Below are 15,737 nucleotides of genomic sequence, written 5' to 3'. Positions count from 1 at the left end.
TCGGGGATCGATCGTTCAGGTCTAAACTATTTCATCGACAAACGTTATCTTCCGCGCCACTTTACGCTTTTACGGAGATGCCATCTCCCATGAAGCAAACCTCGCCGCGAAGCGGAGGACAACGATGAACGCCACGACGCCGGCACCCGACAGGTCAGGTGCCCCCGATCTTTCTGCAGACCGCCCCTGGCTAGGCTCCTATCCGCCAGCGGTCCCCAGGACCATCGACGAGGCTGGGATCGGAACGCTGACCGACATGTTCCGGAAGGCCGTCGCGGAATATCCGAACCGGCCCGCCGTCGAGAGCTTCGGCAAGCGGATGACCTATGCCGAGCTCGGCCGCAGCGCGGACGCCGTCGCTTCCTGGTTGCAGGCCCAAGGGCTGAAGAAGGGTGACTGCGTCGCGATCATGCTGCCAAACGTGATGGCCTTTCCGGCGATCCTGTTCGGCGTCCTGCAGGCAGGCGGGACCGTCGTCAATATCAACCCGCTCTATACCCCCCGCGAGCTGAGCTACCAGATCCAGGATTCCGGGGCCCGGTTCCTGTTCGCCTTCGAGAACTTCGCCGCGACTGTCGAGGAGGCCTTGCCCGAGTTGAAGCTGGATCGCATCGTATTGGTGACGCCCGGCGATCTCATGGGGTTGAAGGGTGCGATCATCAATCTCGTGTCGCGCCACGTGAAGAAGGCGGTGAAGCCCTTCAACCTTCCCGGTGCCGTCACCTTCAAGGCCGCCTTCGCCGAGGGCTCGAAGAGAGCGCCGCAGACCGTCCCGATTGTCTCCAGCGATATCGCCTTCCTGCAGTACACCGGCGGAACCACCGGAGTCGCGAAGGGCGCCGTTCTGCTCCACCGCAACGTGCTGGCGAACGTGCTGCAGCTCGAGGCCTGGACGGTACCATTCTTCGGAAACCGCCAGGACCATGTGATGGTCACGGCCCTGCCGCTCTATCATATCTTCGCGTTGACAGTCTGCGCCCTGCTGATGGCGAAGATCGGCGGCTGCCAACTGTTGATCGCCAACCCGCGCGATATCGCGGGTTTCGTGAGGACGCTGCAGAAGAGCCGCATCACGCTCATGTCGGGCCTGAACACGCTCTACAACGCCCTTGCCCATGCTCCCGGGATCGAGAAGGTCGATTTCTCGCAGCTGGTCTTCGCCGTCTCTGGAGGCATGGCGACCCAAGAGGCTGTCGCTCGGAAATGGAAGCAGGTATCAGGACGGCCCATTGTGGAGGGCTACGGCCTCTCCGAGACCTCGCCCGTGGTCTGCGCCAACAGGCTGGACATCGAGGAGTTCACCGGCACCATCGGCTATCCCCTGCCGTCGACCGATATCAGCGTGAGGGACAACAATGGAGCCCCACTCCCGTACGGTGAGCGCGGGGAGCTGTGTGTCAAGGGTCCGCAGGTCATGGCAGGTTACTGGCAGCGGCCGGACGAGACTGCAAAGGTGATGACGCCGGACGGCTATTTCCGCACCGGTGACGTGGCCGTGATTCTTCCCGACGGCCAGGTGAAGATCGTGGACCGGATGAAGGACATGGTCCTGGTCTCGGGCTTCAACGTCTATCCGAACGAGGTCGAGGACGTGCTCGTGAAGCATCCGGGCGTGATGGAAGCGGCTGTCATAGGCCTGCCGGATGAGCATTCAGGCGAGGCGGTGGTCGCCTATGTCGTCCGCAAGGATCCGGCTGTCACGGCCGATGAGCTGCGCCAGTTTTGCCGGGAGAACATGACCGGCTACAAGGTGCCGCGCCGGATCGAGTTCCGGGAGGCCCTGCCGAAGACCAATGTCGGCAAGGTGCTGCGCCGCGCCCTGAAGGACGAGGTCACGCAGCCGCATTGACGCTGCAGCGGGTGCTGAAAAGAAAAAAGCCGGGCCAAAGGCCCGGCAAAAGTGAGGTCCGACTAAAGTCAAAACCTTCCAGAGGGAACGGCCGACACGGCATCGCCGGGAGGAAGAAAGCGTTGCCGCGTTGAAATCAGCCGCTGCTCATATCGGCTGCAATCAGCCTTCATGCAATGCAACATGCTACATAAAAGGGCTGCAGGCAGTGCATGGCTGACGTCATCGGGATGACAAAATTCCTGCAGACTGATCTGCGGTTCCGGATTCGGGCGAAGGAAGCACCGGTTCGGCGGAATCTTCAGAAGGTCCAGCGCTGCGCCTTGCCGATCAGGAAATCGCGGAAAGCCTGGACGCGGGCAACCGAGCGCATCTCCTCGGCATAGACGAGATAGCTGTCGAGGGACGGCATTTCCACATCGCGCAGGATCTGGACGAGGTTCGGATTGCCAACGACCGCATAATCCGGAAGCACGGCGATACCTGCGCCCGTCTCGACGGCCAGCTTCAGGGCCGTGATGTTGTTGACCACGTAATGGTATTGGCGTGGCTCCCGGCCTTCGCGCCCCGCCGTGGAGAGCCAATGGACGGCCATCAAGTAGGACGGCGCATCCCCGCCGAAAGACACGATCCGGTGCTCATCCAGGTCCTGCAGAGACACTGGCTCACCGAAGCGCTTGAGATAATCCTTCGAGGCGTAGACGTGGAAGTGCACGGTGAAGAGGCGTCGCTGGATCAGGTCCGGCTGGGCCGGGCGGCGCAGGCGGATGGCTACGTCGGCCTCGCGCATGGCCAGGTCCAGCTCCTCGTTCGAGAGGATCAGTTCGACCCGCACGTCCGGGTAGAGGTCCAGGAATTCCCCGATGCGTTGGGCAAGCCAGATGGAGCCAAGCCCGACCGTCGTCGTCACCTTCAGTTCGCCGGACGGCCGCTCGCTCGTCTCAACCAGTCGGGCCTTGGTGGTCTCGAGCCGCATGCGCATGTCGCGGGCGGCCCTGAAGAGCAGGTCGCCCTGCTCGGTCAGGATCAGGCCGCGGGCATGGCGGTGGAAGAGGGGGGCCTTCAGCTCCCTTTCAAGGGCGCTGATTTGGCGGCTCACCGCCGACTGGCTCAGGCCCAGATCGTCGCCGGCCCGCGTGAAGCTCCCCGCTTCAGCGACCGTATAGAAAATCCGGATCTTGTCCCAGTCCACGGCTGTCCCCTGACGCCCGCCATGGGTGGCGGGTCACCTTATCTCTTATAGGGCGGCTGCCGGAGGCAATAGGAATTCTGACAAAAGGCTAACCAGTTGTTCACAAACTACTCGGCCGCCTCCTGGGTCAGTTCCAGGGCTGCGACATAGCGCTCGGCGTCGAGCGCCGCCATGCAGCCCATGCCGGCAGAGGTCACGGCCTGCCGATAGATGTCGTCCGTCACATCGCCGGCGGCGAACACGCCGGGGACGTTCGTCTCGGTCGACCCCGGCTTGGTTCGCAGGTATCCGCCGGGCTTCATGTCGAGCTGTCCGGTGAAGAGCTCGGTCGAGGGCTGGTGGCCGATGGCGATGAAGACGCCGTCAGTCTTGAAGTCCGAGACTTCTCCGGAGACGAGGTTCTTCAGCCGGACATGGGTCACCGAGGATGGGTTCTCTGTCCCGCAGATCTCCTCGACCGCGGAGTTCCAGAGCACCTCGATCTTGGGGTGCTTGAAGAGACGGTCCTGCAGGATGCGCTCGGCACGTAAGGAGTCGCGTCGGTGGACGAGGGTCACCTTCGAGGCGAGGTTGGCAAGGTAGAGCGCCTCCTCGACGGCGGTGTTGCCGCCGCCCACGACTACGGCCTCCTTGCCGCGATAAAAGAAGCCGTCGCAGGTGGCGCAGGCGGAGACGCCGAAGCCCTGGAACAGCCCCTCGGAGGGGAGGCCCAGCCACTTGGCCTGGGCGCCGGTGGCAATAATGAGAGCATCGCAGGTGTAGGTGTCGCCCGAATCCCCCTCAAGGCGGAAGGGACGCTGGTTCAGCTCCACCTTGGTGACATGGTCGGAGATCATGCGGGTGCCCACATGCTCTGCCTGGAGGCGCATCTGCTCCATGAGCCAGGGACCCTGGATCACCTCGGCGAAACCCGGATAGTTCTCCACATCGGTGGTGATCATGAGCTGCCCGCCGGGCTGGAAGCCCGAGATCATCACGGGCTCGAGCAGGGCGCGCGCCGCATAGATTGCCGCCGTGTAGCCGGCCGGCCCCGAGCCGATGATGATGAGCTTGGCGTGAGAATGGGCCATCAGGAAGTCTCCAATGAAAAGGCGATGTCCGGCAAACCGAGGGCTCGGCGGTGGCGGGCCAGGCCTTGGGCGATGGCATCCGCAATCTGAGGCGTTGAATTTAAGGGCTCATAGGGCTGTCCTACAAGCCTGCCCGTGAGCGGATGCACAATTCCCTGGGCTTCGAGTTCCTTGAGGAGGACACGAAGCTTGGGATGGCCGCGGGAGGGTTCGAAGACGAGGACCGGCCTGCCGGTCGCTGCGGCTTCGCCGATCATGTTGCCGGAATCCGCCGTCGCCACGATGAAATCCGCAAGGCTCAGGAGCGCCACATAGGGGTTCTCGCCCGAGCCGTCCCAGAAGAAGCCTTGATGCCTGGTCGCCAGCTGCTGAAGGGCTTCCTTGAGGGCGGGAGGGGTGCGGCGGGAAGCAGTCATCATCAATCCTGCCCCGGTCTCGGCCACGGCGGTGAGATGCTCCACGAAACGCGCAGTATCGGCTTCGGTGAAATGATGATGGCGGCTGTTCCCGCCGATGATGACGGCAACACGCGGGGAGGGGAGGCCTGCAAGACGCGGATCGGGCGCGGCTCGCGCAGCGGCGATCCGCCTCGCCGAGACCCGGTGCGGCGGGGTGAGCGTCGTGAGCACGTTGGGCCCACGAACCCGGTCATAGCTCGGCGACCAGATGAAGTCCGCGACCTCGGGGCCGGTGCGAGGATCCTTGAGAAAAACCGTGTAGCTCCGCCAGCCCGAGATCCGCTTCACGAAGCGTAGATAGGCCACGGCCCTTCGTCCCGAGCCGATGACAATGTCAGGGTAGGGTGGAGCGAGGGGGCTGTCATTGGCGTCAGGGCGCTCGCGAGGATCGATAGGACCCCAAGGCATGAGCCAGGAGAAGGGGGGGCGCGGCCTCACCCTTCGGATCTCCGGGGACAGCCCAAGGGCTTCGGCAACGCTCAAGGCCTGCAGCTCGTCTCCGGCCTTGCCGTCGGTCAGCACCCAGGAGGTGATGCCGGTTTGGTTGCGCAACATTCGATCAATGAGCCTGTGGAGTTCATGAAGTTCGTTGCGACTTAATCGCCCGTCCTCCTTGTGCCGATCCTTTATACGGTCTAGTCACCCAAGACGAGCCTTTTGCCTGATGCGGACGGTCGGAACGCGTTTCCCTGTTCCGTCGTGCCTGAGCGGAGTTACCGTGCGCGGACGCCTCGATTCCATTGACTGGGCCATTCTGAAAGAACTGCAAGCCGACGGCAGCATTACCAATGTGGAGCTGGCCCGGCGTGTCGGCCTGTCGGCTCCTCCCTGCCTGCGCCGGGTGCGTGCGCTGGAGAGCGCCGGCATCATCAAGGCCTACCGGGCGATCCTGGACCCGAAGGGCTTGGGCTTCGAGATCGTCTGCTTCGCCATGGTGCAGCTCGACATTCAGGGCAAGAAGGAGCTCAAGGAGTTCGAGCAGCGCGTGAAGGACTGGTCGATGGTCCGGGAGTGCTGGACCCTGTCCGGCGACATCGACTTCATCATGAAATGCGTGGCCCCGAATCTGGCCGCTTTCCAGGGGCTGGTCTCCGAGCTGACCTCGCTTCCCAACGTCCGAAACGTCCGCACGGCGCTCACCCTCGATCTTGTCAAGGACGAGCCGCTGGTTCCCATCGAGGATGTGCCGGAAGCTACCTGATCAGATGCGGCGGCGCAGCCACCGCACCCAGTGCTGTGCGACAGCGACGGCGCGGCCCTGCTCGTCCGGGTTGAGAATGCTCCGGTTCACGTCGAGTACCGCCAGCTGCGGGTGACGCGCCAGGATCTCGCCTCTTGGGCCGACGGCCAGGGCCTCCCCTTCGAGGGAGTCGGTTCCGCCGCCGCCGCCCCACCATCTGTCGCGGCCGCTATCGGGGAACGGCGTAAGGAAAACTCCCGTCAGGCGCACGACGAGGCGCGGACCGCGCGGATCGATCCGGTCGGCGAATGAGCGTCTCAGCTCGGCAAGGGTTGCGGCCGCTACGAGGTCGGCGAAGGAGCCGAGGCCCTTGGCGCGCAGGACGCTCGCATCGACGGCAAACGAAGAGAACGATTGGGGAAAGGCCTGGGCGTCTGCCGTTCCGGCAGGCAGAAGGCCTGCGCCGGCGAGGCCGGCACAGGCGAGGCTTATCAGCAGGGATCGGCGGGAGACAGGGGATGACATGACAGGATCCTCATGGTTCTGCCCCTCCTCAAATTTATCCGAAACGGACGCCGACGACTTCGTAGGACTTGCCGCCCCCGGGGGTCGAGACCTCCACCGTGTCGCCGATGGTCTTGCCCATAAGGGCCCGGGCGATAGGAGAGGCGACCGAGACCCGGCCGGAACGCACGTCGGCCTCGGGCTCGCCCACGATCTGGTAGGTCTTCTCTTCCTCTGTGTCCTCGTCCACCAGCTTCACTGTGGCGCCGAACTTGATCCGGTCGCCGGAGAGCTTCGTGACGTCGATGACTTCGGCGCGCGAAATCAGGCTCTCGAGCTCAAGGATGCGTCCTTCGTTGAGGGACTGGGCTTCCTTGGCGGCATGATATTCTGCATTCTCCGACAGGTCGCCAAGCGCACGGGCTTCCGCAATCGCCTGGATGATCCGGGGGCGTTCAACCTGCTGCCGGTGCTTGAGCTCTTCCTCGAGCGCCGCGAAACCCTTGATCGTCAGAGGGACCTTGTCCATCATTCATCTCGTCCAAAAAGAGGTACGAGGCCGCTGTTTCCAGCGCCCTCGCATGTCAACGAAAACTTACCAGAAGCTTCGCAGTTCCATGATTGAGGCTGGAACCTCAGGCAAAGTAGTCCTGAAGCGCCCGAACCTCGAGATCGCCGCCGAGATAGGCCTTGATGCCCTCGGCTGCAGCGATCGCTCCCGCAAGAGTGGTGTAGTAAGGTATCTTATGCAAGAGGGCAGCCTGCCTCAAGCTGCGAGAATCTGACAGGGCGCCTGCCCCTTCGGTGGTATTGAAGACCAGCTGGATATCGCCGTTCTTCATGGCATCCACCACGTGGGGGCGCCCTTCCAGAACCTTGTTGATGCGCCTGGCTTTGACGCCCTGCTCCTCAAGGTATCTCTGCGTGCCGGCGGTCGCCAGCACCTGGAACCCGATTTCCTCGAGCATCCGAACGGCCGGCAGAATGCGGGGTTTGTCCGAGTCGCGAACCGAGACGAACAGGGTTCCGGTCTTGGGAACCTGGCTTCCGGCTCCGAGCTGGCTCTTTGCGAAGGCGACGCCGAAGCCCCGGTCGAGGCCGATCACCTCGCCCGTCGAGCGCATTTCCGGCCCGAGCAGCACGTCCACGCCCGGGAAGCGGGCGAAGGGGAACACGGCTTCCTTGACGCCGATATGCGGCAGCTCCTTAGGCGTCAGGCTGAACTTGGTCAGGCTCTCACCGGCCATGATGCGGGCTGCGATCTTGGCGATGGGCTCGCCGATGACCTTGGCCACGAAGGGCACCGTGCGTGAGGCGCGGGGATTCACCTCCAGGACGTAGATCGTGCCGTCCTTGATGGCGTATTGCACGTTCATCAGGCCGCCGACATCCAGGGCCAGGGCCAGGTCCTTCGTCTGGCGCTCAAGCTCTGCAATGGTCTCCTTCGAGAGTGAGCGGGGGGGGAGAGAGCAGGCCGAGTCGCCCGAATGGATGCCCGCCTCCTCGATGTGCTCCATGATGCCGGCGATGAACACGTCCTTGCCGTCCGCCAGGCAGTCCACGTCAACCTCGATCGCATCCGAAAGGTAGCGGTCGAAGAGGAGCGGGTTCTTGCCCAGCACCGTGTTGATCTGGCCGGTCTTGTCGTTGGGATAGCGGGCCTTGATGTCCGAGGGGATCAGGCTCGGCAGGGTGCCGAGCAGGTAATCCTCGAACTGGGCCTCGTCGCGGATGATCGCCATGGCGCGGCCGCCGAGCACGTAGGACGGGCGCACCACGAAGGGCAGGCCGAGATCGGCGGCGATGAGGCGGGCCTGCTCCACCGAATAGGCGATGCCGTTCTTCGGCTGCTTCAGGTGCAGCTTGTCGAGAAGCCGCTTGAACCGGTCCCGGTCCTCCGCGAGGTCGATGGCGTCAGGCGAGGTGCCGAGGATCGGCACGTCCGCCTCTTCCAGGGCGCGGGCGAGCTTGAGCGGGGTCTGACCGCCGAACTGCACGATCACGCCATGGAGCGTACCCTTGGAGCGCTCGGTCTCGATGATCTCCAGCACGTCCTCCTGCATCAGCGGCTCGAAATAGAGCCGGTCGGAGGTGTCGTAGTCGGTCGAGACCGTCTCCGGATTGCAGTTGACCATGATGGTCTCGTAGCCCGCATCCTTGAGCGCGAAGCAGGCATGGCAGCAGCAGTAGTCGAACTCGATGCCCTGGCCGATCCGGTTCGGGCCGCCTCCGAGAATGATGACCTTCCTGGCGTCCGACGGCGTGGCCTCGTCCGCAGGCTGGCCCGCGAAGGGGGCTGCATAGGTCGAGTACATGTATGCGGTGGGGGAGGCGAACTCCGCGGCGCAGGTGTCGATGCGCTTGAAGACCGGGCGCACGCCGAGCGAGCGGCGGAGTTCGCGCACCTCGGCTTCGGTCGTGCCGGAAAGAACGGACAGGCGCGCATCCGAGAAGCCCATGGCCTTCAGCTGGCGGAAAGCGTTGGGTGTCTTCGGCAGTCCGTGCGCCTTCACCTTGGCCTCCAGATCGACGATGTCCTGAAGCTGCTCCAGGAACCAGCGGTCGATCTTGCAGCTCTCGTAGACCTCGTCATGGCTGATGCCGAGGCGCAGGGCCTGCGCGACCTTCAGGAGACGGTCGGGCGTGGGCGTACCCAGCGCCGCCTTGATGGCGTTCTTATCGTCGCCCTTGCCGAGGCCTTCGATCTCGATCTCGTCCAGGCCGGTGAGACCGGTCTCGAGCGAGCGCAGGGCCTTCTGAAGCGATTCCGGCAGAGTGCGGCCGATGGCCATGGCCTCGCCCACCGACTTCATGGCCGTCGTGAGCGTCGGCTCCGCGCCGGGGAACTTCTCGAAGGCGAAGCGCGGGATCTTGGTGACCACATAGTCGATGGTCGGCTCGAAGGAGGCCGGCGTCGCGCCGCCCGTGATGTCGTTGGCGATCTCGTCCATGGTGTAGCCGACGGCGAGCTTCGCCGCGACCTTGGCGATGGGGAAGCCCGTGGCCTTCGAGGCGAGCGCCGAGGAGCGCGACACGCGCGGGTTCATCTCGATCACGATCATGCGCCCGTTCTCGGGGTTGATCGCGAACTGAACGTTGGAGCCGCCGGTCTCGACACCGATCTCGCGCAGAACCGCCAGCGAGGCGTCGCGCATGATCTGGTATTCCTTGTCGGTCAGGGTGAGGGCCGGGGCGACGGTGATGGAATCGCCCGTATGGACGCCCATCGGGTCGATGTTCTCGATGGAGCAGACGATGATGCAGTTGTCCGCCTTGTCGCGGACGACCTCCATTTCGTACTCCTTCCAGCCGAGCACGCTCTCCTCGATCAGCACCTCGTTGGTGGGAGAGGCGTCGAGGCCCCGCTCCACGATATCGAGGAATTCCTCACGGTTATAAGCGATGCCGCCGCCGGTGCCGCCCATGGTGAAGGACGGACGGATGATGGCAGGCAGGCCCACATCGGCGAGAGCCAGCAGGGCCTCGCCCATGGCGTGCTCCTGATAGCGCTTGCGCCGGTCGTTCTCGCCCGCGTCCCACTTGAGCTTGTAGGCCGCGATCATCCGCTTCTTGTCGCCGGGATGCATATCCATGGCTTCCATGCGGGCGATCTCGGCGAGGTAGGCGTCGCGGTCAGCCTTCTTCAGGGCCGAGGCGTTGGCCAGGCGCGACTTCGGGGTGTCGAGGCCGATCTTGGTCATGGCCTCGCGGAAGAGCTGGCGGTCCTCGGCCTTGTCGATGGCCTCGGCCGTGGCGCCGATCATCTCGACGCCGAACTTCTCAAGCACGCCCATCTTCTTGAGGGACAGGGCGCAGTTGAGCGCCGTCTGGCCGCCCATGGTGGGCAGGATCGCGTCCGGGCGCTCCTTTTCGATGATCTTGGCGACGATCTCGGGAGTGATGGGCTCCACGTAGGTGGCGTCCGCGAGATCGGGGTCGGTCATGATCGTCGCGGGGTTCGAATTCACCAGGATGACTCGGTAGCCTTCCTCCTTCAGGGCCTTCACGGCCTGCGTGCCCGAATAGTCGAACTCGCAGGCCTGACCGATGATGATCGGTCCGGCGCCGACGATGAGGATGGAGGAGATGTCTGTCCGTTTCGGCATTGGGCCACCCAGGCATGTCCAGCCGCGCGGCCGCAAATTGCGGCGCTTCAAGCGCAGCTGGCGTGTGATCGGATTGAAGGTTGAGAGAGGCTCTTACACGGAGCTTGAGCAAATTCAAAGGCCTGAGCCATGATTTACCCGGCAAACGCCCATGCGGCATGATCGGCCGGGGCATGCAGGAGGACGGATCGTGGCGGAAGAACCGCATTGGACGCTTGTGACGGGGGCATCGAGCGGAATCGGGGCGGAGCTGGCGCGGGGCTTCGCCGCCCGCGGACGCCCCCTCGTCCTGACGGCGCGGCGGCATGAGAGGCTCGAGGCCCTGGCCGAGGAGATCAGAGGAATGCATGGCGTCCAGGTCGAGGTCATGGCGCTCGATCTCGGAGACCGCGAGGCACCCGCCGACCTGGTCGAGATGCTCCGGGACCGGGGGATCGTCGTCCATACCCTCGTGAACAATGCCGGGTTCGGCCTAAGGGGGACCTTCGCGACGCTGCCGTATGAGCGGCAGATCGCCATGATCGACCTCAACGTCACCGCGCTGACGGCGCTCTCCCGCCTGATCCTGCCCGGCCTGATCGAGCGCAGGCGCGGAGGCATCCTGAACGTCGCCTCCACCGCCGCCTTCCAGGCGGGGCCGTCCATGGCGGTCTACTACGCCACCAAGGCCTATGTGCTCTCCCTGTCTGAAGCCCTGCACGAGGAGGCGAAGCCTTACGGCGTCACGGTGACGGCCCTCTGCCCCGGACCGACGGAAAGCGAATTCGCTGCAACCGCCGATCTCGAAAGCTCCAAGCTTTTCACGCGAGGGACCATGACGGCGCAGGACGTGGCGCGGATCGGTATCGAGGGCTATGAGGCCGGGAAAGCCATTGTCGTGTCGGGTGCGACGAATAGGCTGGGCACGCTGATGGCGAAATTCGCGCCGCGGGTTATAACCCGGAAGGTTGCCGGAATACTCCAGCGGGGCGAGATGACGAATCCCGGCGAGAAAGCTAACCAGGAAACGTGACAGCCATTCATCCCTTCCACCGCATCACCCGTCAGTTCTCCACCTTCTTCGGGGTCGGGGTGGCGGCGACCGCGGTTCACTACAGTGTCCTGATCGGTCTTGTCGAGATCGGCGGGGCGCATCCCGTTGCGGCAACGCTCGCCGGCTACGTGGCCGGCGGGTTCCTCTCCTACATGCTCAACCGCAGGCATACCTACGACAGCAGCCGTCCTCACCGGGAGGCCACGTGGCGCTTCGCCCTGGTCGCCTTCGTCGGGTTCCTGCTGACCTGGCTCTTCATGAACGCCTTCACCGTCTGGCTCGGAGCGCCGTATCTCCCCGCGCAGGTGGTGACGACCGGGATCGTGATGTTCTGGAGCTTCACCGCCCACAAGATGTGGACATTCGCCGGGGCGAGGGCGTCTTAGCCGCTCTCAGGCCGGCCGTCCGACGAAGGTCATCCGCGCCGGGTTGTGGCCCAGGTTGCGCTCGGCCCGCTCGGCGGAAAATCCGGCATCCTGCAGGATCTCGACCTTTTCCTTTTCGCTGTACTGGGACAGGCCGATGGTCTCGCGGAGCTTGCGGTAGTCGGAAAAGGCCGTGCGGATGAGACCGAGAACGGCGGAGCCGAGGAAGCCGCCCTGCCATGCGAAGGAGAGGAGCGCCCTGGCGTCCTTCAGCGGACTGACATCCGGCGGGATCACGTCGGCGATGACCAGCTGGCCGGAGCCTCTCAGCTTGGCCCGCCAGAGTTTGAGCAGACTGCGCAGCTCGTCGCGGGAGAGATACTGCAGGAGAGAGTTGACGACGATGAGATCGAGCGAACCGTCGGGAAGGCCTGAGACCTCGTCGGGTCCGAGCACCGTGATGCGGTCGTTGCTCCCGAACCGCTCGCGAAGGCGGTCCCGCACGAGCGGGGCCGCATCGCTCAGGTAGAGCCTGGCGCATTTGGCTGCGATCCGGTCGGCGAAGAGCGCCTCGCCGCAGCCATAATCGAGCACCACGGCCTCCCCGGAGGGGATGAGACCGATGATATCGCTCGCGACCAGCCGGTAATGCAGGAGCTTGTGGCGCTCGCTGGCATAGATCGGCGTGTCTTGGTTCCAGTAATCGCGCCAGTTCATGACGGGACGGATTCTTAGCTCAAGGCCGATCCTCCGTCATCAGGATTTCACGACCACAGCTTGACGAGCGGCCCATCGGCCCCATCCACCGGGTCCATGTCCGGCAGGGGGACGTCGGCAATCCGCTTCTGCGAAGAGGCGAGCGCTCCCGGATCGTCCCTGACCGTCTCGTAATCCCGCCCGTCCGGATAGGCCCCGACCACGGCGAAATCGTCGGTTCCGTTGATGAGGGCATGGGCGACGCCAGCCGGGATGACCACGACGTCGCCGACGCCTACGGCCACGAGCTCGCCGTCCTCACCGCCGAAGCGCACCGAGCCCGAGCCTGAGGCGATGCCGAGCACTTCGTGGGTGTTGGGGTGATAGTGATGGTAATCGTGGATGGTACCCAGCCAGGCGTTGGTCCAGCCGTTCTTGGCGAAGGTCGTCTTGAAGGCCTTGGACGGATCGCCTGCGGAGGGCGGAATGGCGCCCCGGCGCACGATGAGCGGCAGGGAACTGTTCGGGACGATTCCGTTGCTCTTGAAGACGTAGGTCTCCGTACCGAGCGGTGCGTTATAGGCGTTCGGTGCGCCATATCCTCTGGCCTGGGCCATGCGTTTCTCCCTCAACTGTGTCGGGGGGTGAACGCATGGCCTGGGCGAAAGATCGAGCTTGGCTGCTTTTATGAGGGCAGGGCTTACAGCCCGAGCAGCATGGCCGCGACGGCGCGGTCGATGGAGAGATAGAACAGGACGAAGGCGACGGCCGCAGCGACGCCGAACTCGACGACCTGGTTCTTCAGGAGCCGGAAGTGGCGAAGCACGTTCTGGCCGAAGATGGAGACCAGCCAGGCTGCGGTCAGCACGACGGGGAAGATGAAGAGATAGGACCAGGTGCTCTCGACCGGGCCTGCGCTCGACGGATCGATCAGCGGGCGGATGTTGCGCACCCAGGGAGCATAAAGGCAGGCATAGAGCGAGGTCAGCCAGGACAGCGAAACTGCGATGCCGAGATGAAACGTGAAGAGATTGTGCAGCCGGCTGAATTCGCCGGAATCGTCATCGAAATCCATCGGAGAATACCCCCAAATCAAAAGCCGTATCGTTCAATTCTTATTGTTAATGAACGGTTAGCGTGATTTGGGGGGAAGGCGCAATGGTCCCTATGCCGCGGCGGCTCAAGCTTGACGCTCGGCCTTCTGCTCATCCATCAGCTTCACGAATCGGTCGAAGAGATAGTGGCTGTCCTGCGGACCGGGCGAAGCCTCCGGGTGGTACTGCACCGAGAAGGCAGGGCGGTCGGTCAGCGAGATGCCGCAATTGGAGCCGTCGAACAGGGAGACATGAGTCTCCATGGCGTTCTTCGGCAGGGTCTCCGGATCGACGGCGAAGCCGTGGTTCATGGAGGTGATCTCGACCTTTCCGGTGGTCTTGTCCTTCACCGGATGGTTCGCCCCGTGATGGCCCTGGTGCATCTTCCGGGTCTTCGCGCCCACGGCCAGGCTCAGCATCTGGTGGCCGAGGCAGATGCCGAAGGTGGGGATCTTCTCCTCCAGAACCTTCCGGATGACCGGAACCGCGTATTCGCCGGTCGCGGCCGGATCGCCGGGGCCGTTCGACAGGAACACGCCGTCAGGCTTGAGCGCCAGCACCTCGTCGGCCGTGGCGGTGGCGGGAACGACCGTCACCTTGCAGCCGGCCCGCGCCAGGAGACGCAGGATGTTGCGCTTCACGCCGTAGTCGATGGCGACCACGTGATACTTGGGTTCGCTCTCCTGATGGCCGTAGCCCTCGCCCCGCTGCCAGGTCGTCTCGTCCCAGTCGAAGCGCTGAGTGCTGGTGACCAGCGGTACGAGGTCGAGCCCGTCCATGGAGGGGAGGGCGGCGGCCTTGGCCTTCAGGGCCTCGATATCGAAGTTGCCCGCCGGGTCATGGGCGATGACCGCGTTCGGCATGCCCTTATCGCGGATCAGGGCCGTCAGCGCCCGGGTGTCGATGCCCGTCAGGCCGACGATCTGGCGGGCCTTCAGCCAGGCGTCCAGATCGCGGGAGGCGCGCCAGTTGGAGGGCTCCGTGATGGCGGCGGCGAGCACGACGCCGCGCACGCCCGAGGAGGAGGCGGCATTGACGCTCTCGATGTCCTCCTCGTTGGTGCCCACATTACCGATATGCGGGAAGGTGAAGGTGATGATCTGCCCGGCGTAAGAGGGGTCCGTCAGGATCTCCTGATAGCCCGTCATCGCCGTGTTGAAGCAGACCTCGCCGGTGGCTTCGCCCTCGGCGCCGATGCCGAAGCCTTCCAGCACCGTGCCGTCCTGAAGCACGAGAACGGCGGTCGCGCGCGGCTCGTCCCAGCCACCCGAGAGGGACCCGGTGGTGTCTTTGTCTTGCGGCATCGTCATGATCTCTTGTAAGTCCGGGGCCAACAGGCCGTGCTTGAGCAGGCCTGTTCCGGGCCGCCCGTGAACTGTCCCGCGTGACTTAAGGGTCCGTTCGCGTCCCGTCAACGCTCGGGCGCTTGAAAATTAAGGAGATGCCGATGCTGCGCGAACGATTCACCGCCGACATGAAGGAGGCCATGAAGGCCGGCGACAAGGGCCGCCTCGGCGCGATCCGCCTGATCCAGGCCGCCCTCAAGGACAAGGACATCGAGGCCCGCGGCGCCGGCAAGGAGCCCCTCTCCGACGAGGAGATCCTCGCGCTCCTTCAGAAGATGGTGAAGCAGCGCCAGGAATCGATCGCCATGTACGAGCAGGGCGGCCGCACGGAGCTGGCGCAGCAGGAAAAGAACGAGGTCGAGGTTATCTCCTCCTATCTGCCCAAGCAGATGGACGAGGCCGAGACGAAGGCCGCCATCGAATCCGCCATCGCCGAGACCGGCGCCTCCTCCATGAAGGACATGGGCAAGGTCGTGGGCGTTCTTCGCGCCAAGTATGCGGGCCGGATGGATTTCGCCAAGGCGAGCGGCCTCGTGAAGGACATGCTGCCGAAGGGGTAAGCTGCCAAAAGGGTAAAGCCCCCGATTCCTCGCTGCGCTCGCCGGGGATGACACCTGAATGTCATTCCCGGCCGGAGATGGCGCAGCCATCGGAGGGGAAGGGAATCCATGCCACCGCGCCTGATCTTGGATCCCCTTCCCGCGCGTCGCGCGCCGGGGATGACACCTGAACGTCATTCCCGGCCGGAGATGGCGCAGCCATCGGAGGGGAAGGGAATCCATGCCGCCGCGCCTGATCTTGGATCCCCTTCCCGCGCTTCGCGCGCCGGGGATGACACGCGCAT

Annotated in this window: 15 protein-coding genes; 5 read left to right on the top strand and 10 right to left on the bottom strand. The window is 64.2% G+C overall.

Annotated features, from left to right (window positions below; genetic code table 11):
• Positions 1–124: 124 nt before the first annotated feature.
• Positions 125–1,849, top strand: coding sequence for an AMP-binding protein (locus LG661_RS09215; protein ID WP_230531587.1), 1,725 nt, complete (start codon positions 125–127; stop codon positions 1,847–1,849).
• 301 nt (positions 1,850–2,150) lie between these two features.
• Here LG661_RS09215 and LG661_RS09210 read toward each other — a convergent pair whose 3' ends face one another.
• From LG661_RS09210 to LG661_RS09200, 3 genes are all read right to left on the bottom strand, one after another.
• Entirely contained in the window at positions 2,151–3,041 is an 891-nt protein-coding gene (locus LG661_RS09210; protein WP_230531586.1) for a LysR family transcriptional regulator, read from the bottom strand.
• Positions 3,042–3,148: 107 nt separating this feature from the next.
• Entirely contained in the window at positions 3,149–4,111 is a 963-nt protein-coding gene (trxB, locus tag LG661_RS09205) for a thioredoxin-disulfide reductase (RefSeq protein WP_230531585.1), read from the bottom strand.
• Entirely contained in the window at positions 4,111–5,124 is a 1,014-nt protein-coding gene (locus tag LG661_RS09200) for a mitochondrial fission ELM1 family protein (protein ID WP_230531584.1), read from the bottom strand. Before LG661_RS09200 ends, trxB begins: the two co-directional genes overlap by 1 nt.
• A 163-nt stretch (positions 5,125–5,287) precedes the next feature.
• Between LG661_RS09200 and LG661_RS09195 the strand changes: the two genes are divergently transcribed.
• Complete coding sequence (locus LG661_RS09195; RefSeq protein WP_230531583.1) at positions 5,288–5,770, top strand: Lrp/AsnC family transcriptional regulator; 483 nt, start codon at positions 5,288–5,290, stop codon at positions 5,768–5,770.
• Here LG661_RS09195 and LG661_RS09190 read toward each other — a convergent pair whose 3' ends face one another.
• The 3 genes from LG661_RS09190 to carB all read right to left on the bottom strand — a co-directional run bounded on the left by LG661_RS09190 (position 5,771) and on the right by carB (position 10,359).
• Entirely contained in the window at positions 5,771–6,274 is a 504-nt protein-coding gene (locus tag LG661_RS09190) for a hypothetical protein (protein ID WP_230531582.1), read from the bottom strand. It abuts the gene before it with no gap.
• A 34-nt stretch (positions 6,275–6,308) separates the two neighbouring features.
• Complete coding sequence (gene greA / locus LG661_RS09185) at positions 6,309–6,782, bottom strand: transcription elongation factor GreA (protein WP_230531581.1); 474 nt, start codon at positions 6,780–6,782, stop codon at positions 6,309–6,311.
• Between the two features lie 106 nt (positions 6,783–6,888).
• Complete coding sequence (gene carB, locus LG661_RS09180) at positions 6,889–10,359, bottom strand: carbamoyl-phosphate synthase large subunit (RefSeq protein WP_230531580.1); 3,471 nt, start codon at positions 10,357–10,359, stop codon at positions 6,889–6,891.
• A 190-nt stretch (positions 10,360–10,549) separates the two neighbouring features.
• On the opposite strand from carB, the gene LG661_RS09175 reads away from it, so the two are divergent.
• Together LG661_RS09175 and LG661_RS09170 are read left to right on the top strand one after the other, a co-directional pair.
• Positions 10,550–11,371, top strand: a complete 822-nt coding sequence (locus LG661_RS09175; RefSeq protein ID WP_230531579.1) for an SDR family NAD(P)-dependent oxidoreductase — start codon at positions 10,550–10,552, stop codon at positions 11,369–11,371.
• Positions 11,368–11,778, top strand: a complete 411-nt coding sequence (locus tag LG661_RS09170) for a GtrA family protein (RefSeq protein ID WP_230531578.1) — start codon at positions 11,368–11,370, stop codon at positions 11,776–11,778. Before LG661_RS09175 ends, LG661_RS09170 begins: the two co-directional genes overlap by 4 nt.
• A gap of 6 nt (positions 11,779–11,784) precedes the next feature.
• Here LG661_RS09170 and LG661_RS09165 read toward each other — a convergent pair whose 3' ends face one another.
• The 4 genes from LG661_RS09165 to carA form a co-directional block, all read right to left on the bottom strand.
• Positions 11,785–12,474, bottom strand: a complete 690-nt coding sequence (locus LG661_RS09165; RefSeq protein WP_230531577.1) for a class I SAM-dependent methyltransferase — start codon at positions 12,472–12,474, stop codon at positions 11,785–11,787.
• Between the two features lie 47 nt (positions 12,475–12,521).
• The gene (locus tag LG661_RS09160) at positions 12,522–13,070 is read right to left on the bottom strand and encodes a cupin domain-containing protein (protein ID WP_230531576.1); all 549 of its coding nucleotides are present in this window, start codon (positions 13,068–13,070) and stop codon (positions 12,522–12,524) included.
• An 83-nt stretch (positions 13,071–13,153) separates the two neighbouring features.
• A complete protein-coding gene (locus tag LG661_RS09155) occupies positions 13,154–13,528 on the bottom strand; it encodes a hypothetical protein (protein WP_230531575.1) in 375 nt (124 codons plus the stop codon).
• A 105-nt stretch (positions 13,529–13,633) separates the two neighbouring features.
• A complete protein-coding gene (gene carA, locus LG661_RS09150; RefSeq protein WP_230531574.1) occupies positions 13,634–14,851 on the bottom strand; it encodes a glutamine-hydrolyzing carbamoyl-phosphate synthase small subunit in 1,218 nt (405 codons plus the stop codon).
• A gap of 143 nt (positions 14,852–14,994) precedes the next feature.
• On the opposite strand from carA, the gene LG661_RS09145 reads away from it, so the two are divergent.
• On the top strand, positions 14,995–15,453 hold the full coding sequence (locus tag LG661_RS09145) for a GatB/YqeY domain-containing protein (protein ID WP_230531573.1): 459 nt from the start codon (positions 14,995–14,997) through the stop codon (positions 15,451–15,453).
• The last annotated feature ends 284 nt before the right edge of the window (positions 15,454–15,737 follow it).

The organism is Microvirga roseola (genome assembly GCF_020866965.1).
In the GTDB taxonomy this organism is placed as follows: domain Bacteria; phylum Pseudomonadota; class Alphaproteobacteria; order Rhizobiales; family Beijerinckiaceae; genus Microvirga; species Microvirga roseola.
Note: the sequence above shows the minus strand (reverse complement) of the source record. Positions and strands in the feature narration are given on the sequence as shown.